Origin of the sequence: Serratia sp. HRI, from assembly GCF_010119335.3 — a bacterium.
In the GTDB taxonomy this organism is placed as follows: domain Bacteria; phylum Pseudomonadota; class Gammaproteobacteria; order Enterobacterales; family Enterobacteriaceae; genus Serratia; species Serratia nevei.
Map to the genome: position 1 here is coordinate 1855010 of NZ_CP083690.1, position 18892 is coordinate 1873901.

The 18892-nt window shown below is 61.3% G+C and carries 16 protein-coding genes; 7 read left to right on the plus strand and 9 right to left on the minus strand.

Translation table 11 applies throughout. The features are described from left to right. Positions 1 to 76: 76 nt before the first annotated feature. Positions 77 to 637, plus strand: a complete 561-nt coding sequence (locus tag GF111_RS09095; protein ID WP_080490737.1) for a recombinase family protein — start codon at positions 77 to 79, stop codon at positions 635 to 637. Between the two features lie 114 nt (positions 638 to 751). On the opposite strand, the gene mazG is transcribed toward GF111_RS09095, so the two are convergent. From mazG to rlmD, 3 genes are all read right to left on the minus strand, one after another. Then, positions 752 to 1546, minus strand: coding sequence for a nucleoside triphosphate pyrophosphohydrolase (mazG, locus tag GF111_RS09100; RefSeq protein ID WP_047730793.1), 795 nt, complete (start codon positions 1544 to 1546; stop codon positions 752 to 754). A 102-nt stretch (positions 1547 to 1648) separates the two neighbouring features. Further along, entirely contained in the window at positions 1649 to 3880 is a 2232-nt protein-coding gene (gene relA, locus GF111_RS09105) for a GTP diphosphokinase (RefSeq protein ID WP_038873545.1), read from the minus strand. Positions 3881 to 3889: 9 nt separating this feature from the next. Continuing rightward, positions 3890 to 5239 carry a 23S rRNA (uracil(1939)-C(5))-methyltransferase RlmD gene (gene rlmD, locus GF111_RS09110; protein WP_147190244.1) on the minus strand — a complete coding sequence of 450 codons (1350 nt, stop codon included), beginning with the start codon at positions 5237 to 5239 and terminating at the stop codon, positions 3890 to 3892. Positions 5240 to 5305: 66 nt separating this feature from the next. On the opposite strand from rlmD, the gene barA reads away from it, so the two are divergent. Next, positions 5306 to 8032: a two-component sensor histidine kinase BarA gene (gene barA / locus GF111_RS09115; RefSeq protein ID WP_038873538.1), complete on the plus strand. Its 2727-nt coding sequence runs from the start codon at positions 5306 to 5308 to the stop codon at positions 8030 to 8032. Between the two features lie 65 nt (positions 8033 to 8097). Here barA and degP read toward each other — a convergent pair whose 3' ends face one another. Then, on the minus strand, positions 8098 to 9537 hold the full coding sequence (degP, locus tag GF111_RS09120; RefSeq protein ID WP_033637134.1) for a serine endoprotease DegP: 1440 nt from the start codon (positions 9535 to 9537) through the stop codon (positions 8098 to 8100). Positions 9538 to 9716: 179 nt separating this feature from the next. Further along, entirely contained in the window at positions 9717 to 11234 is a 1518-nt protein-coding gene (gene dgt, locus GF111_RS09125) for a dGTPase (protein ID WP_025301593.1), read from the minus strand. Between the two features lie 129 nt (positions 11235 to 11363). Here dgt and mtnN point away from each other — a divergent pair, with 129 nt between their 5' ends. The 4 genes from mtnN (at position 11364) to GF111_RS09145 (ending at position 13936) form a co-directional block, all read left to right on the plus strand. Beyond that, on the plus strand, positions 11364 to 12065 hold the full coding sequence (mtnN, locus tag GF111_RS09130; protein ID WP_038873535.1) for a 5'-methylthioadenosine/S-adenosylhomocysteine nucleosidase: 702 nt from the start codon (positions 11364 to 11366) through the stop codon (positions 12063 to 12065). Between the two features lie 22 nt (positions 12066 to 12087). Beyond that, positions 12088 to 12873, plus strand: a complete 786-nt coding sequence (gene btuF / locus GF111_RS09135) for a vitamin B12 ABC transporter substrate-binding protein BtuF (protein ID WP_038873532.1) — start codon at positions 12088 to 12090, stop codon at positions 12871 to 12873. Next, positions 12873 to 13487, plus strand: a complete 615-nt coding sequence (locus GF111_RS09140) for a TRIC cation channel family protein (RefSeq protein WP_038873529.1) — start codon at positions 12873 to 12875, stop codon at positions 13485 to 13487. The genes btuF and GF111_RS09140 overlap by 1 nt, the downstream gene beginning before the upstream one ends. A gap of 215 nt (positions 13488 to 13702) precedes the next feature. After that, complete coding sequence (locus GF111_RS09145) at positions 13703 to 13936, plus strand: hypothetical protein (protein WP_038873526.1); 234 nt, start codon at positions 13703 to 13705, stop codon at positions 13934 to 13936. Positions 13937 to 13992: 56 nt separating this feature from the next. Here GF111_RS09145 and erpA read toward each other — a convergent pair whose 3' ends face one another. Together erpA and clcA are read right to left on the minus strand one after the other, a co-directional pair. After that, on the minus strand, positions 13993 to 14337 hold the full coding sequence (gene erpA, locus GF111_RS09150; protein ID WP_033649222.1) for an iron-sulfur cluster insertion protein ErpA: 345 nt from the start codon (positions 14335 to 14337) through the stop codon (positions 13993 to 13995). An 89-nt stretch (positions 14338 to 14426) separates the two neighbouring features. Continuing rightward, positions 14427 to 15866, minus strand: coding sequence for a H(+)/Cl(-) exchange transporter ClcA (gene clcA / locus GF111_RS09155; RefSeq protein WP_038873523.1), 1440 nt, complete (start codon positions 15864 to 15866; stop codon positions 14427 to 14429). Between the two features lie 174 nt (positions 15867 to 16040). On the opposite strand from clcA, the gene hemL reads away from it, so the two are divergent. Next, a complete protein-coding gene (gene hemL / locus GF111_RS09160; protein WP_102779251.1) occupies positions 16041 to 17330 on the plus strand; it encodes a glutamate-1-semialdehyde 2,1-aminomutase in 1290 nt (429 codons plus the stop codon). 60 nt (positions 17331 to 17390) lie between these two features. Here the strand turns inward: hemL and ampE are convergent, their stop codons facing one another. Next, positions 17391 to 18245, minus strand: a complete 855-nt coding sequence (gene ampE / locus GF111_RS09165; protein ID WP_033631795.1) for a beta-lactamase regulator AmpE — start codon at positions 18243 to 18245, stop codon at positions 17391 to 17393. Then, positions 18245 to 18841: a 1,6-anhydro-N-acetylmuramyl-L-alanine amidase AmpD gene (gene ampD / locus GF111_RS09170; protein WP_038873516.1), complete on the minus strand. Its 597-nt coding sequence runs from the start codon at positions 18839 to 18841 to the stop codon at positions 18245 to 18247. Before ampD ends, ampE begins: the two co-directional genes overlap by 1 nt. Between the last annotated feature and the right edge of the window lie 51 nt (positions 18842 to 18892).

Sequence of the window (18892 nt, forward strand, 5' to 3'; positions counted from 1 at the left end):
AAGGCCAAAATCTTATTTACTGACACAGAAAATTAAAGTCATAGATCATTCATGACATATTCAGCATCGGAGGCATATGAACGGTCAGCGAATTGGCTACATTCGCGTTAGCCACTTTGATCAGGATCCCGAGCCGCAACTGGAGCACCTTCGGGTAGACAACGTATTCATTGATAACGCGTCAAACAAGGACGTGCAGCGACCAGAACTAGATGCTCTGTTCTCGACGGTACGCAACGGCGATACCGTGGTGGTTCATAGTATGGATAGATTCGCGCGCAACCTGAATGACCTGCAGCGCCAGGTGCACAGGCTGGCCGATAAAGGCGTAACGATTGAATTTGTAAAAGAGAGCTTAACGTTTACCGGTACAGATTCATCAGCGGATAAGCTGATGTTTTCTGTTATGGGGGCATTCGCCGAGTTCGAACGAGCTTTAGTTCGTGAACGCCAGCGCGAAGGCATCGCGCTGGCCAGACTGCAAGGCGCTTACCGCGGTAGAAAAAAATTGCTGTCCTCAGAACAACAGGCTGAATTACGGTTACGCGCAACAAACGGTGAGACGAAAGCGCAGCTTGCCCGCGAATTTGGCATCAGCAGAGAAACGTTATACCAATATCTGAAACGGTGCGGCTAATCGCCGGCCGGCGACGAATACGGCGGTCAATCCCTAATCTGAAAGGCGATTGGCGATCGATGCCTGGGCCGGTAAATGAAGGAACGCACTCATCGTGCGTTCCCTCCCATCCGCTCAGACTTCAGATTTTTTCACCTGCTGCCAGGCCTCTTCCATCTGCTCCAGCGTGGCGTCTTCAAGCCGCAGCCCGCTTTGCTTGACGATCGCTTCCACCTGGCGGAAACGGCGCTCGAACTTGCGGTTCGCCGCCTGCAGCGCGTTCTCCGCCTTGTGGCCTAAATGGCGCGACAGGTTCACCGTGGCGAACAGCAGATCGCCGATCTCCTCTTCCAGCTTGCTCTCGTCGACCACCGCTTGGCGGGCTTCGTGCATCACTTCGTCGATCTCTTCGTACACTTTGTCCAGCACCGGGCCCAGGGTGTTCCAGTCGAAGCCGACCGAGGCGCAGCGTTTCTGGATCTTGTGCGCTTTCATCAACGCCGGCAGCGCCTGCGGAATGTCGTCCAGCACCGAGTGCAACGCTTTCTCGGCGCGCTCACCGGCCTTCAGCTGCTCCCAGCGCGCCGCCACGGCTTCGCTGTCTCCGCCCTCGGCGTCGCCGAAGATGTGCGGGTGACGGCGCTCCAGCTTGTCGCTGATGGCGGTGCACACCTCATCGAAATCGAACAGCCCCTGTTCCTGCCCCATCTGGGCGTAGAACACCACCTGAAACAGCAAGTCGCCCAGCTCGTCGCGCAGATCGGCGTAGTCCTGCCGCTCGATGGCGTCCAGCACTTCGTAAGTTTCTTCCAACGTATAAGGCGCAATGGTGGCGAAGGTTTGCTTGCGGTCCCACGAGCAGCCGATCTGCGGGTCGCGCAGCGTTTTCATGATGTTCAGCAGGCGCTGCAGCGGAGTGGATTGGGTCATAAAAAATCTCTGAAAAAGCATGGGGGCGCAGGGGAGCACCCGCCGAATTCATGGATTTCGGGCCGCATCCGCTATCGATACGACCCGAAAGGCGATGTGGGCTTAGTTGCCGTGCAGACGCTTGGCGTCTATCACGTCCGGCAGCTGGTTCAGCTTCGCCAGCACCCGGCTCAGCACCTGCTGGTTGTAGATTTCGATATCCATGTCGATGGTGGCCAACTGCTTCTTGGTGTCGCTGCGGCTGGCGACGCCCAGTACGTTGACCTTTTCGTTGGCCAGAATGGTGGTAATGTCGCGCAGCAGCCCGCTGCGATCGTTGGCCATCACGCGCACCACCAGCGAATAACCGCTGGAGTAGCTTTCACCCCATACCGCGTCAACGATGCGCTCCGGCGCGTGCGATTGCAGATCGACCAGCTGATCGCAGTCCGCACGGTGAATCGAAATACCGCGCCCCTGGGTGATAAAGCCGACGATATCGTCGCCCGGGATCGGCTGGCAGCAGCGGGCGATGTGGTGCATCAGATTGCCCACGCCCTCCACTACCACTCGGCCGTTGTCCTTGTTACGAGCCGGCGGCGGCGCTTTCTGCTGCACCAGCTGGCGCAGCGCCTCACGATCCTGCTCTTCGGCGCTCGGCTTGTTGAACTTGCCCTGCAGGTAATTCACCATCTGGTTCAGGCGAATGTCCCCACCGCCGATCGCCGCCAACACCTCGTCCAGCGAGTTCATGTTGTAGCGCGGGATCAGCAGCTTCTCGGCCTCTTTCAGGCTGATGCCGAGATGCTCCAGTTCGTTGTCCAGCATCTGACGACCGGCGAGAATGTTCTTGTCGCGATCCTGCTTGCGGAACCAGTTATGGATCTTCGAGCGCCCGCGGCTGGTGGTGACATAGCCCAGGTTCGGGTTCAGCCAGTCGCGACTCGGGTTCGGCTGCTTCTGGGTGATGATCTCAATCTGATCGCCCATCTTCAGCTGATAGGTAAACGGCACGATGCGGCCGCCGATCTTGGCGCCGATACAGCGGTGACCGACGTCGCTGTGAATATGGTAAGCGAAATCGAGCGGCGTGGAGCCGGCCGGCAGATCCACCACGTCGCCTTTCGGCGTAAACACATAGACCCGATCGTCGAACACCTGGCTGCGCACTTCGTCGAGCATCTCGCCGGAGTCCGCCATCTCTTCCTGCCAGGCGATGAGCTTGCGCAGCCAGGCGATGCGTTCTTCGTAGCCGGAGCGCACGGTCACGCCCGCGCCCTCTTTGTACTTCCAGTGCGCGGCCACGCCCAGCTCGGCGTCTTCATGCATTTGCCGGGTGCGGATCTGAATCTCGACGGTTTTGCCGCGCGGCCCCAGCACCACGGTGTGGATCGACTGGTAGCCGTTGGGTTTCGGGTTGGCGACGTAGTCGTCGAACTCGTCCGGCAGATGGCGGAAGTGGGTATGCACGATGCCCAACGCCGCATAGCAATCCTGCAGGCGCTCCGCCACGATGCGCACCGCGCGCACGTCGAACAGTTCGTCAAACGCCAGGTGCTTTTTCTGCATCTTGCGCCAGATGCTGTAGATGTGTTTCGGCCGGCCGTAGATCTCCACCCGAATGCCTTCGCTGGCCATCTCGGTGCGCAGCCCGGCGACGAAATCGTCGATGAACTGTTCGCGATCGATGCGGCGCTCATGCAACAGCTTGGCGATGCGCTTGTATTCTTCCGGATGCAGGTAGCGGAAGCAGAAATCCTCCAGCTCCCACTTCAGCTGGCCGATGCCAAGCCGGTTGGCCAGCGGGGCATAGATGTTGGAACATTCTTTCGCCGCCAGCACGCGTTCGTCTTCCGGCGCGTCTTTCACCTCGCGCAGATGGGCGATGCGCTCCGCCAGCTTGATGACCACGCAGCGGAAATCCTCCACCATCGCCAACAGCATGCGGCGCACGTTGTCGACCTGTTCGGAGGCCATCGAATCGTTTTGGGTGGCTTTCAGTTGGCGAATGGCGTCCATGTCGCGCACGCCGTGCACCAGCGCGACGATGCCCTTGCCGAACGCTTCGGTCAGGGTCTCTTCCTGCACGATGCCGGCGTCCACCAGCGGGAACAGCAGCGCGGCACGCATGCTGTCGTTGTCCATGCTCAGCGTCGAGAGGATTTCCACCATCTCCAAACCGCGCCACAGCAGCAGCGAGGCGTCGGGATGGTTCTGGGTCTGCTGCTCACAATAACGCCAGGTTGCGGCCAATCGCTCACATGACTGCGGGTTAGGTAGCCCCAAGCCGGCGATCCACTCATCGAGAGCGAATTCACCCGCCGTATTCAGATGTGCACTTCTTACCGCAACCATAACTTCTCCCTACTTTGCAGCGACCTCTGGCGCGCGCTCGTTGATAAACAGCGCCATTGATTCAAGATGCCCCGTGTGCGGAAACATATCCAACATCCGCACGCGCGCAAGACGATAACCGGCGCTCAACAGCACTTTGCTGTCGCGAGCCAGCGTGGTGGGGTTACAGGAAACATACACCACCCGCGCCGGCGCCAGTTTTACAATGTGTGACATCACCCCGGCCGCACCGGCACGGGCGGGATCCAGCATCACCTTATCAAACCCTTGTGCTGCCCAAGGTTGCCGCGCAACGTCGTCCTCCAGATTCTCGTGGAAGAACGATGCATTATTCAGCTTATTCTTATGTGCATTATATTGCCCATTCGCTACCAGCGTGGCAACACTTTCGATGCCCACCACCGCAGCGGCCCGGCGCGCCAACGGCAGGGTGAAGTTACCCATGCCGCAGAACAGGTCCAGCACCCGATCATTGGGTTGAATATCGAGCCATTCAAGGGCCTGCGCCACCATTTGTTGGTTTACGGCGTCATTGACCTGAATAAAGTCGCGCGGGCTGAAGTCTAAGCGTAGCCCGTCAACCTGATAATACGGCGTGTCACCGCACAGTTTCTCGACGCGATCGCTGTCCGGCGCCAGATAAACGGCGACGTTTTCCCGCTCGCCAAACGCCAACAGCGCCTGCCGATCCGCCTCTTTCAGCGCGTCGAGATGGCGCAGCACCAGCAGCGGTCCATTATCCGCCAGCACCAGCTCCACATGCCCCAGCCGCCGTACCGCCTGCAGCCCGCTCAGGCAGGCGCGCACCGGCGCCAGCAGCTGTTCCAGCTCCGGCCGCAGCACCGGGCAGTGCTCCACCGCCACCAGCTCGCTGGAGGCCGCCTGTCGAAAACCCATCATCAGGCGCTGTGGCTTGGGCTGCCACGCCAGGCTCAGGCGGGCGCGGCGGCGATAGCCGTATTCCGGGCCGGCGATCACCGGTTCCTGCTGCGGGGTCACCCCGGTTTCGCGGGCGATCATGCGCACCAGCGCCGCCGCCTTGCTCTGCTGTTGCAGCGCCTCATCCGCATGCTGCTGCTGGCAGCCGCCGCAGACGCCGAAATGCGGGCAGCGCGGCGCCACCCGCTGCGGGCTGCGGCTCAGCAGGCGTTTGAGCTTGCCTTTGGCGAACTGGCGCTTGTCTTCGGTCAGCTGGATTTCCGCCTGCTCGCCCGGCAATACGCCCGGCACGAACACCGCTTTGCCGTCGTGGCGCGCCACGCCCTGGCCGAAAGGATCGAGATCGCTCACCGTCACGGTGAAGATTTGTGAGCTCTGCCGGGTCGTCACGCGGCGTTTGGGAGAGTAGAATTGCGCCATATTTGTCGATTGTGTGCTGGTTCATTAAGCTAGTGTCAGCTGTCAATTCTCCCACATTGGAATCCCATGACCAAATACAGCCTGCGTGCGCGCATGATGATCCTGATTCTGGCCCCGACCTTGCTGATTGGTTTGCTGCTCAGCACCTTCTTCGTGGTGCACCGCTATAACGAGCTGCAGGAGCAATTGGTCGACGCCGGCGCCAGCATCATCGAGCCGCTGGCGGTGGCCAGCGAGTACGGCATGACGTTCCGCAGCCGCGAATCGGTCAGGCAACTGGTCAGCCTGTTGCACCGTCGCCATTCGGACATCGTGCGTTCGATCACCGTGTTCGATGCGCAGAATAATTTGTTCGTCACCTCCAATTATCATCACAACTTCGCTCAGCTACAGCTGCCGAAAGGCGTGCCGTTGCCCACCGAGCTGATGCTCACCCGACGCGGCGATTCGCTGATCCTGCGCACGCCGATCCTGTCGGAAAGCCAGTATCCGGATGAAACCGCCGACGGCGGCAGCCACCCCGACAACAACCTGGGCTATGTGGCGATCGAGCTGGATCTGCAGTCGGTGCGGCTGCAGCAATATAAAGAGGTGTTCGTCTCCACCCTGCTGCTGTTGCTGTGCATGTGCATCGCCATCCTGTTCGCTTACCGCCTGATGCGCGACGTGACCGGCCCGATCCGCAACATGGTGAACACCGTCGACCGCATCCGCCGCGGCCAGCTCGACAGCCGCGTGGAGGGCTACATGCTCGGCGAGCTGCACATGCTGAAGAACGGCATCAACTCGATGGCGATGTCGCTCACCGCCTATCACGAAGAGATGCAGCAGAACATCGATCAGGCCACCTCCGATCTGCGTGAAACCCTGGAGCAGATGGAGATCCAGAACGTCGAGCTGGATCTGGCGAAAAAACGCGCGCAGGAGGCGGCGCGCATCAAGTCCGAATTCCTGGCCAACATGTCGCACGAGCTGCGTACTCCGCTCAACGGCGTGATCGGCTTCACCCGCCAGATGCTGAAAACCGATCTGAGCGCGACCCAGACCGATTATTTGCAGACCATCGAACGCTCGGCCAACAACCTGCTGACCATCATCAACGACGTGCTGGACTTCTCCAAGCTGGAAGCCGGCAAGCTGGTGCTGGAGCATATTCCTTTTGCCCTGCGTGAAACGCTGGACGAAGTGGTGGTGTTGCTGGCGCCCAGCGCCCACGACAAGGGGCTGGAGCTGACGCTGGATGTGCACAACGACGTGCCAGAGCAGGTGATCGGCGACTCGCTGCGTCTGCAGCAAATCATCACCAACCTGCTGGGCAACGCCATCAAGTTCACCGAAACCGGCAATATCGACATTCGCGTCGAGCTGCGCAAACAGCTGGATCGCCGGGTGGAAGTGGAAGTGCAGATCCACGACACCGGCATCGGCATCTCCGAACGCCAGCAGTCGCAGCTGTTCCAGGCGTTCCGTCAGGCGGACGCCAGCATCTCCCGCCGCCACGGCGGTACCGGGCTGGGGCTAGTGATCACGCAAAAACTGGTGAAAGAAATGGGGGGCGATATCTGCTTCCACAGCCAGTTGAACCGCGGCTCGACCTTCTGGTTCCATATCACGCTGGATCTGAACGAGGGCATGCTGTCGCTGGCGCCGAGCCTGCCGGATCTGAGCGGCAAAACGCTCGCCTATATCGAGTCCAACCCGACGGCGGCGCAGGCGACGCTCAACATGCTCAGCATCACGCAGCTGGTGATCACCCACTCGCCGACGCTGGGCCAGTTGCCGCCAGGCCACTATGACTTCCTGCTGGCGGGCGTGCCCATCCCGTTCCGCGACAACATGGCGCAGCACGAGGACAAATTGCTGGCCTCGCTGAAGCTGGCCGATCGGGTGATTCTGGCGCTGCCGTGCCAGGCGCAGATCGACGCCGAGCTGCTTAAACAACAAGGCGCGCTCGGCTGTCTGATCAAGCCGATCACCAGCACCCGACTGTTCCCGCTGCTCCGGATGGAAGCGCCGGCACGCCTCACCGCGCAGCCTGAGCGTAAACGCCTGCCGCTGACGGTGATGGCGGTTGACGACAACCCGGCCAACCTGAAGTTGATCGGCACGCTGCTGGGGGAACAGGTAGAAAAAACCCTGCTGTGCGAGAGCGGTGAGGAAGCGCTGGCGCTGGCGCGCGACAACGTGCTGGATCTAATCCTGATGGACATTCAGATGCCGAAGATGGACGGTATTCACGCCAGTGAATTGATCCGCCAGCTGCCGCATCACAACTCCACGCCGATCGTCGCCGTTACCGCCCATGCCGCCAGCGGCGAGCGCGAGCACCTGCTGCAGGCCGGGATGGACGACTATCTGGCCAAACCGATCGACGAGAAAATGCTGACCCGCGTGCTGTCGCGCTACCACAGCGGCGACGTGGAAAACGCCATCGCCGACGACGCACCGCTGTCGCTCGACTGGCCGCTGGCACTGCGTCAAGCGGCCAACAAACCGGACCTGGCGCGCGATCTGCTGCAAATGCTGCTCGATTTCCTGCCGCAGGTGCGCGAACGGGTACAGGCACTGCTCGACGGCCAGCATGACGACGAGATCCTCGATCTGGTCCATAAGCTGCACGGCAGCTGCAGCTACAGCGGCGTGCCGCGCCTCAAGCAGCTGTGTTTCTACCTCGAGCGGCAGCTGCGTCAGGGCATCACCAACGACGAACTGGAGCCGGAGTGGCTGGAGCTGTTGGATGAGATTGAACTGGTGATCCACGCGGCGCGCGCGCATCTGGCGCAACCCGCCTGAATCCTCAGGCCATAACGCAAAAAGGCACGCCGCAGCGTGCCTTTGTTTTTAACGCCTGACGCCTATCACTGCGCCAGCAGGTACAGCTGGCTCTCGCCGCGCTGAATATTCAACGCCAGTACCGACGGCTTGCTGTCGAGGATTTTACGCAGCTCACCCAGGTTCTGGATCGGCTGTTGGTTCACGCCCAGGATCACGTCGCCCTTTTTCAGGCCGATGCGCGCCGCGGCGCTGCCGGCTTTCACGCTGTCGACCTTGACGCCCTTCACGTTGCCAACCTGGGTATTGCTCAGCTCGGCGCCTTCGATGCCGGTGTAGATATTGCCCGAGGCCACCTGGGTCTGCGCGCTTTGCTCCAGCGTGACGTCAATCGTCACCGGCTTGCCGTCGCGAATAATGCCCAGCGACATCTTGCTGCCGACCGGCAGCGTGCCGATCTCCGCCCGGAACGAGGCGAAGCTGGAGATGGCCTTGCCGTTCATGGTGACGATCACGTCGCCGGCCTTGATGCCCGCCTTCGCCGCAGAAGACTTCGGCATCACCTGGCTGACGAAGGCCCCGCGCTGCGCGTCGACCTTCATCGCCTTGGCCAGCTCAGAGTTCAGCTCGGTACCCATGATGCCCAGCTCGCCGCGTTTCACCTGGCCATATTCGACCATTTGCGCCGTCAGGTTTTTCACCATGTTGCTCGGAATGGCAAAGCCGATACCGATGTTACCGCCGTCCGGCGCCAGGATCGCTGTGTTGATGCCGATCAGCTCACCGTTCAGGTTAACCAGCGCCCCCCCGGAGTTACCGCGGTTGATCGCCGCATCGGTCTGGATAAAGTTTTCGTAGTTTTCGATGTTCAGGCCGCTGCGCCCCAGGGCGGATACGATACCTGAAGTGGCGGTTTCACCCAGCCCGTACGGGTTGCCGATCGCCACGGTGTAATCGCCGACGCGCAGCTGATCGGAATCCGCCATCTTGATCGCCGTCAGGTTCTTGAAGTCTTTCAGCTGGATCAGTGCGATATCGGAACGCGGATCCTTGCCGATCACCTTGGCGTCGAAACGGCGGCCGTCGCTCAGCTGCACCTGGATCTTGTTGGCGTTGTCCACCACGTGGTTATTGGTCACCACGTAGCCCTTGGCGGCATCGATGACCACCCCGGCGCCCAGCGCCTGGAATTTCTGCTGCGTGCCTTGCGGCTGGCCATCCGGCCCAGGCTGTTCGCCGCCCTGACACATCGGCGAGCCCTGGAACGGCGAGCCGTCCTGGCAGAACGGCGAATCTTCGCCGAAGAACTGTTGGAACTGCTGCGGCATGCGCGGCGTATTGACCGTGGTGCTGCCCTCAACGTTAATGCTCACCACGGAAGGCATTACCTTTTCCAGCATCGGCGCCAGGCTCGGCAGCTGTTGGGTGCTGGATGAGGCGGTTTCAGCGGCGCTGGCCGTGACCGGGCCCATCGCCATACCGATACTGAATGCCAGTGCGCTCAGAACTAATGCGGTTTTTTTCATCTGTGTGTCTCTTATAAAGTCGTTCAAAAAGAATGGCTGTCTTGCGTGCTTATTCAGAGTTAATTAATAGCCCGAAGTTCCGGCACAGATGATTGGCAATAGTAAACAAATATTGTCCGTCTTTACAAAACTCGAGACAGCCAACCAATTGGAATTGTTAAATTTATTCTTCAGCGTAATTATTCCGCCGCCATCAATCGACGATATTCGTCATAGGCGTAAAGGTCGGTCATTCCACTGATATAGTCCTGCAATAAACGCGCGCGGAAATAATATTCCCGAATGGCTTGCTGCTCCGGCGATAAATGCTGCAGCCCCTCTACCGCCTCCGCATACGCCAGCCGATGCTTGGTGGACAGCTTGTGGAACAGGCGCGTTTCGATCGGGTAAGCGCGATGGCTGTCCTCGCGCACCAGTTGGCTGAAGTCCGCCAGCGACATCGCCAACAGTGGGCTGTAAATGTCCAGCAGGCCGCTGATCACCCGGTAGCCTTGCAGCTCGAGTTGCTCGACCTCCGGGTGGTTGAACACGTGCTTGAACGCCACATTTTTAAATATTTTCAGCAGCCGGTACGCCGGGCTGGAGTCCTCCAGCAGCGCCTGATTGAAACTGCCCTGATAGACCGCGTCCAGATTGTCGATAAAGCGCTGCGCCGCGTGCGGCACCAGCCGCGCCACGGTAAACACCCGCAGATACATGAAGAACTGATCTTCCGCGCTGCGCCGCGCGCCGCCGCGATCGATCTTGCGAAACGCGCTGGCGACGGTCTTGTCGAACAGATCGCCCGGCACCACCTCACCCCACTCCTGAATCAGGTGCTGATACAGCTGCTCGACGGTGAAAATGCTCTTCTCCACCGCGTCTTCCAGATCGGCCACGCAGTACGAGATATCGTCGGCGGCCTCCATGATATAGGTCAGCGGGAAACGATCGAACTCGCCCATGTGCAGCTCGCGCCGCAGCCGATCGACGAAGGCCTCTTCCGCCAGATAGTAGCCGGGCTTTTTCATCAGGTAACTGTGGCTGGCGGGGATGTCGCTCGCCCAGTAGGCCGGGCGGGTGTATTTCAAAATGCAGCCGACCTGCGCGTAGGTCAGGTTGAGCTTGAGCAGGCTGTACACCATGCGGATCGCCTGGGCATTGCCCTCGAAGTGGCTGAGATCCTGACGGATCCGGCTGCGCAGCCGGTTCAGATCGCTCTCCCCCTCATGCAGGCGCAGCGTCGCCACCTGGCAGCGATCGTGGCTGCCCGGCTCGCTGCCGCAGCTGGCGGGATCGAGCCGTTGGGCGAACCAGTCGTTGATCGCCGACTCGCCGAAGTGACCGAACGGCGGATTGCCGATGTCGTGCATCAGGCAGGCCATTTCCACGATGCTTTCAAACGGATCGAGCAGCCGGGTCAGGCCGAGCTCATCAATTCTCCCCGCCTGTTTGAAGCGGTTGAGGATCTCTTTGGCGATGTGGCGCCCAACCTGCTGCACCTCCATCGAGTGCGTCAGGCGGCTGCGTACCGCCGCGTTGCGCTCCAGCGGAAACACCTGGGTTTTTTGCTGCAGACGGCGAATGGCGGCCGAGTTGACGATGCGCCCGCGATCGCTCTCGAACTGCCGCACGATGTCGTACTCTTCCTCGGCCTCGATCGGTTTGCTGAAAGGCCGTTGGAAGCTGATTTTTTGCTTGAAGTCGATCCCGGACATCTGTTTCTCCGCCGTTGCACCCTGCCCCCGTGATAACAATTCCCGGCAGCGGATGCAACGCATTATCTCTCATACACAGCCATGATAGACTATGCCGCAATTCTCACGGCCAATCAGCGAGTGTTATTTATGAAAGTAGGCATCATCGGCGCAATGGAGCAGGAAGTCACCCTGCTGCGCGATCAAATCGAAAACCGTCAAACCATCCAGCGCGCGGGCTGCGAAATCTACACCGGCCAGATCGGCAGCGTTGACGTGGCCCTGCTGAAATCCGGCATCGGCAAAGTCTCGGCGGCCATGGGCACCACCCTGCTGCTGGAACACTGCAGCCCGGATCTGGTGATCAACACCGGTTCAGCCGGCGGCCTGGCCAGCAGCCTGCGCGTGGGCGATATCGTGGTGTCGGAAGAAGTGCGCTACCACGACGCCGACGTCACCGCCTTCGGCTACGAGCCGGGCCAGATGGCCGGCTGCCCGGCGGCGTTCGTCGCCGACGACGCGCTGATCGCGCTGGCAGAAGGCTGCATCAAACAGCTGGATCTGCACGCGGTGCGCGGCCTGATCTGCAGCGGTGACGCCTTCATCAACGGCGCCGAGCCGCTGGCGCGCATTCGCGCCACCTTCCCGCGCGTCGCCGCCGTGGAAATGGAAGCCGCAGCGATCGCCCACGTCTGCCATCTGTTCGGTACGCCGTTCGTGGTGGTGCGCGCCATTTCCGACGTCGCCGACAGCGAGTCGCACATGAGCTTCGACGAGTTTCTGGTGGTAGCGGCCAAGCAGTCTACGCTGATGGTCAACGCCATGCTGCAAACCCTGGCCAAGCGCGGTTGATGTGAGGCTGCGCTTCACCTCGATGCTCTGTCTGTTGGCGCTCTGGCTGGCCATGCCGGCCGGCGCCGCTCAGCGGGTGATCAGCCTGGCGCCCAACGCGACCGAACTCGCCTATGCCGCCGGCATGGGCGATGTGCTGGTGGCGGCGAGCGCCTATTCCGATTATCCGCCGCAGGCCGCCAAGCTGGAGCAGGTGGCCTCCTGGCAGGGCATCAATCTGGAGCGGGTGCTGGCGCTCAAGCCGGATCTGATCCTCGCCTGGCGCGGCGGCAATCCGCAGCGCGTGCTGGATCAGCTCGCCGCGTTCGGCATCCCGATCTTCTATGCGGACGCCGACACCCTCGAAGGGATCGCCGGTTTGCTGGACAAGCTGGCGCAATACAGCCCGCACCCGGAGCAGGCGCATCAGGCGGCGGAAGGCCTTCGCCGCCAGTTCGCCGCTCTCAAACAACAGTATGCCGCTAACCCATCGCGGCGCGTGCTACTGCAGTTCGGCACCCAGCCGCTGTTCACCAGCGCCGGCGCCACATTGCAGAGCCAGGTGCTGGCGCTGTGCGGCGGGCAGAACGTCTTCGCCGACAGCCGCACCCCTTGGCCGCAGATCAGCCGCGAGCAGGTGTTGGCGCGCCAGCCGCAGGCCATCGTCATCACCGGGGGCGCGAAAGAAGCCGCCAGTGTGAAAGCTTTCTGGGCCCCGCAGCTGCAGGTGCCGGTGATCGCGCTGAACGAAGACTGGTTCAACCGCGGCGGGCCGCGCATTGCGTTGGCGGCGCAGCAGCTGTGCCGCCAATTGGCGGAGATCCGCTGATGCTGGTGTTCTGGTTGGATATTCTCGGCACGGCGGTATTCGCCGTCTCCGGCGTGCTGCTGGCCGGTAAGCTGCGCATGGATCCCTTCGGCGTGCTGGTATTGGGCGTGGTCACAGCGGTCGGCGGCGGCACTATCCGCGACATGGCGCTGGCCAACGGCCCGGTGTTCTGGGTCAAGGATCCCACCGATCTGGTGGTGGCGATGATCACCTGCGTCTTGACGCTGCTGCTGGTGCGCCAGCCGCGCCGTCTGCCGAAGTGGGTGCTGCCGGTGCTGGACGCCGTCGGGCTGGCGGTGTTCGTCGGCATCGGCGTCAACAAGGCCTTCGCGGCCGGCACCGGCCCGCTGGTGGCAATCTGCATGGGAGTGATCACCGGCGTCGGCGGCGGCATTATCCGCGACGTGCTGGCGCGCGAGATCCCGATGATCCTGCGCACCGAAATTTACGCCACCGCCTGCATCATCGGCGGCATCGTGCACGCCACGGCGTTTTACACCTTCCACATGCCGCTGCAACAGGCCATGATGCTGGGCATGATCATCACCCTGGCCATTCGGCTGGCGGCCATCCGCTGGCACCTCAAACTGCCCGCCTTTATTCTCGAACGCTGAGCCGTCGCCCTGCGGGGCGACGCTTGGCAACGCCGCGCCTGGTGATTTATTAGACTATTAACGGGGTTGATGGTATTATTTTCCACCAAAAAATAGCGTAGTGACGATGTAAAATTCTGTTATCCGCAGGTTAATTCCTTTCCCACGCTGTTAAAACTTTTTAACTTTTTGCCGATAAGTCATCACAAGATGGCTTACGGATGACTATTCCCGCAATGATGAAAAAAATTCTGCTTGCCTGCTGTGGCACCCTGCTGAGTGGCGCCGCGTATGCCGATGCCGTCAGCGGCCAGATCGGCGTTACCCTGACCATTGAACCGCAATGCGCCGTGCGCCTCGAGGCCGCCGCCCCACAGGCCGAATGCAGCCACGCGACGGCGCAGCCGAACATCATCCACAGCCCATCGGCACAGGCGAACGGTGCGGAAGTGATCCTCGTGGAATGGTAGGCATAAAAAAACCCGCCGGCCGTAAGGCGAGCGGGTTGATATTCTGACAGGCAAACTCAGATGCTGAACGACGAACCGCAACCGCAGGTGGTTTTGGCATTCGGATTGGTCACCACGAAGCGCGACCCTTCCAGCCCTTCGGTGTAGTCCACCGAGCCGCCGACCAGATACTGCAGGCTCATCGGATCAACCACCAGCGCCACGCCCTGCTTCTCGATGGTCATGTCGCCATCGTTGACCTTGTCGTCAAAAGTGAAGCCGTACTGGAATCCGCTGCAGCCGCCGCCGGTAATGTAAACCCGCAACTTCAGGTTCGGATTTTCTTCGTCAGCAATCAGGAACTTAACCTTGCTTGCTGCTGCCTCGGTAAATTGCAGGGGCAGTGCCGTTTGATCACTCATACTCTTTACTCCCAACATTGTTCAGCATCAGATCGCGACTATGGCTGCCTGATTAATATTAACGATTATCCGATACCTGAGTGTTGCGTTCAAGTATTCACCGCATTTGTTGTATTTTCCTTACCTGTTTTCTCCGCCGCTTCCCGCGCCAGCTGCGCCTCCTGCCCTTGCAGCGTGCGGGCCAGGATCGACGAATACAGCGGCTTGCCGCCGAGCAGCTGCGCCACCACCGTGGCGCCGAGGCAGGTGATGATCATCGGTAAAATCAGTTGGTAGTTGTCGGTCATTTCCAGTACCAGCACGATGCCGGTCAGCGGGGCGCGCACCGTGGCGGCGAACAGTGCCCCCATGCCGGCGATGGCGAAGGTGCCCGCCTCGATGCCGTACTGCGGGAACAGATGCGCCCCCGCCAGCCCAAAGGCGGTGCCGAACAGCGTGCCCAGCGCCAGCATCGGCGCAAAGATGCCGCCCGGCGCGCCGGAGCCGAAGCACAGCAGCGTAGTGAAGATGCGGGTGATAAAGATAAACATCAACATGCCGACGCTGTAATTGCCCGCCGCGGCGATCGGGATCAGCCCAAAGCCGCCACCCGCCGCCTCCGGCTGGATCAGCCCCAGAATGCCGCACACGCCGCCGAGCAGCCCGCCCATCAGCAAGATATTGCGCATTCTGCCGCCGTGCAGGCGCGCAAACATGTCTTGAGTGCGGAAAATCAGCGCGTTGAATCCCACGCCCACCGCACCGAATATCGCCCCCAGCACCAGATAGAGCCACAGGGTATTGATGGGCGCCGAAGAAAGTTTGTCGACCGCGATCACCGATCCCTGGCCGTTAAACAGCTGGAACACCACGCTCGACATAATAACGCCGATAAACACCGCTTTAATCGAGATCAGGTTGTAGCGGAACTGCGGCCGCATCTCTTCGATGATGAACAAGATGCCGGCCAGCGGCGCGTTGAACGCGGCGGACAGCCCGGCGGCGGCCCCGGTCGCCAACAGCGTATGACGCGCCTCGGCGCCGCGAATGCGCAGCACGTCCAATACCATGCGCCCGACGTTGCCGCCCATTTGCACCGTGGGGCCTTCGCGCCCCAGCACCATGCCCGCCCCCAGCGTGCCCATGCCACCGATGAATTTCACCGGGATCACGCGCCACCAGCGTACCGGCCGCAGCTCCTCCAGCGCGCCTTCGATCTCCGGAATGCCCGAGCCGCCCGCCTCAGGCGCAAAGCGCCGCACCAAGTAATAGCCCAGCGCCGCCAGCGCGGCGGACAGGATAAACGCCAGCGGCCACACCAGGAGCCAGGAGTCGGCGACCTGCGCCAACGAAGCCAGCCGCTGCTGCTGCACCCATTCCACCGCCTTATCGAAGGCCACGCCGAGCAAACCGGCCAGCGTCCCCACCAGCGCGGCCATCACCAGGATCGCCACCGGGGTCTTATCGCGGCGAATAAACTGACGCACCGCATCGCTGCGGCTAAGACGCGGGCTCAACGTCCCGACTGGCTGTGATTGTGATTCCGTCATCGCGAGTAATTCGTCAGGTAATTTGTAATACAAATAGGCAAGGCGGTTATTCTACCCCAACCCGATGGCGGGCGCTGCCGTTAATGGTATCTGACTGTGATCGTTTCATAACGCGGCGCTCTCCTCTAGAATAGCGCGGTCAAATCATTCAAAAGAGAATCCAGGAGCCGATTTATGAGCCTACACAGCAAGTCCGAAAGTCTGTACGCCCAGGCGCAACAGTTGATCCCCGGTGGGGTGAACTCTCCGGTGCGTGCATTCACCGGCGTAGGCGGTGTGCCGCTGTTTATCGAGCGGGCTGACGGGGCTTACCTGTTCGATGCCGACGGCAAGGCCTATATCGACTATGTCGGTTCCTGGGGGCCGATGGTGCTGGGGCACAACCACCCGGCGATCCGCGACGCGGTGATCGAAGCGGCGCAGCGCGGCCTGAGCTTCGGCGCGCCGACCGAGAGGGAAGTCAAAATGGCGCAGCTGGTCACCGAACTGGTGCCTACCATGGATATGGTGCGTATGGTGAACTCGGGTACCGAAGCCACCATGAGCGCCATCCGCCTGGCGCGCGGCTACACCAACCGCGACAAAATCATCAAGTTCGAAGGCTGCTACCACGGCCACGCCGACTGCCTGCTGGTGAAAGCCGGTTCCGGCGCGCTGACCCTCGGCCAGCCGAACTCACCGGGCGTGCCGGCCGACTTCGCCAAGCACACCCTGACCTGCACCTATAACGACCTGGATTCGGTGCGCGCCGCCTTCGAGCAGTACCCGTCCGAGATCGCCTGTATCATCGTCGAGCCGGTTGCCGGCAACATGAACTGCGTGCCGCCGCTGCCGGAATTCCTGCCGGGCCTGCGCGCATTGTGCGACAAGTACGGCGCGCTCTTGATCATCGATGAAGTGATGACCGGTTTCCGCGTGGCGTTGGCCGGCGCGCAGTCCTATTACGGCGTCGAGCCGGATCTGACCTGCCTCGGCAAAATCATCGGCGGCGGCATGCCGGTGGGCGCCTTCGGCGGCCGCCGCGACGTGATGGACGCGTTGGCGCCGACCGGCCCGGTCTACCAGGCAGGCACCCTGTCCGGCAACCCGATCGCCATGGCGGCGGGCTATGCCTGCCTGACCGAAGTATCACAGGTAGGCGTACACCAGACGCTGACCGAACTGACCGAAATGCTGGCTGCAGGCCTGCTGCATGCGGCGCAGGAAGAGAATATCCCGCTGGTGGTCAACAACGTCGGCGGCATGTTCGGCCTGTTCTTCACCGAGGCGCCGACAGTGACCTGCTATCAGGACGTGATGCAGTGCGATGTGGAACGCTTCAAGCGTTTCTTCCACCTGATGCTGGAGGAAGGGGTGTATCTGGCGCCGTCCGCCTTCGAAGCGGGCTTCATGTCCGTGGCGCACAGCAAGGAAGACATTCAGCGCACCATCGACGCCGCGCGTCGCTGCTTCGCCAAGCTGTAATCCCGGCCGAATGGCCAAAAAAACGGGCGCCTCGGCGCCCGTTTTGTTTTTCGCAGCCGCTTAAAGCAGCGTGCCGTAAATGGTCAACAGCGCCACCACCACCACGATGATCATCGTCACCTTGCGCGCCAGCGTCACCGCCGCCCGCGGCGTTTGCACCGGATCCATATGCGGATCGCGCGCCAGCGAGAACTGCGCCAGCCGCGTCAGCACCTGATACGACGACGAATGCCGATCCCCCAGCGAGGCGAACCAGGCCGGCAGCGCACGCTCGCCGTGGCCGAACAGCGCGTAGGCCACCCCGGCCAAACGCACCGGGATCCAGTCCAGCCAGTTCAGCAGATGATCGATACCCGACTGCGAACGCTCCAGCGGCGTATTGTGGCGCGCCAGCCAGGTTTGATAGGCGCGCAGGAAGGCATACCCCGCCAACGCGATCGGCCCGTAAGGCCCAAAGACCACGAACCAGAACAGCGGCGCCAGGTAATAGCGGAAGTTGATCCACAGCAGCGCGTTTTGCAGCTCGCGCAGGCGCAGCTCTTCGCTGCAGTCCACCGGCAAACCGTGGATCAACGCCAGCTCTTCCGCCATCTGATCGCTGGCGTGAGTATCGCCCTGCCGCGCCGCTTTCAGGTAGGCGCGGTAGTGTTTGCGCTTGATGCCGGCGCCGACGCACAGCAGATCGATGACGATCCACAGCAGCAGCGTCACCACGCCGAAGAACAACCCGTGAGACAGCCACAGAACGCCCCAGACGATCACCATCCAGGCGGCGGTCATCGCCAGCGTCTGCGCCAGCGAAACTCGATGCAGCCGCTGAAACACCACTTCGAGACGGTGATCCAACTGCCAGTGTTCTCCCAGCTTAAACAGGCGCTCCCAGGCCAAAACCAGCAACAGCGTAAACAGCGTCATTAGCGATTCCTCTCCCTTTTTCTTGTCTCAAGCATAGCGTCGGCGGGCGCGTCGCGTTGTTCCAGAGATGCCAGATAGCGATCCCAATCGAACGCCGGCCCGGGATCGGTCTTGCGGCCGGGGGCGATATCGCAATGCCCGGCGATATTGGCCACCAGCGGCGGATAATGTTCGGCCAGCAGCGCGGTGACCGCCTGCAGCGTGCGGTATTGCGCCTCGGTGTAAGGCAACAGGTCGGTGCCTTCCAGCTCGATGCCGATGGAGAAATCGTTGCACCGATCGCGCCCCTGATACAGAGAAACGCCCGCGTGCCAGGCGCGCTGGTCGAAGGGCACATACTGCACGATCTCCCCGTCGCGGCGGATCAGACAGTGCGCCGACACCCGCAGCTGATGGATCTCGGCGAAATAGGGGTGCTGCGCGGGATCGAGCGTGCCGGTAAACAGCTGGTCGATATAGGGGCCGCCGAATTCGCCGGGCGGCAGGCTGATGTTGTGGATGACCAGCAGCGAGGGGGGCTCGTCATCCGGACGCCGATCGCAGTGCGGCGACACCACTCGCGTCACCCCGACAATCCAGCCATTTTCCAACTGCATCAGACACCTCTCTGCGGTGGTACTTATTCCTGCAACAGAGTAGCATGTTCC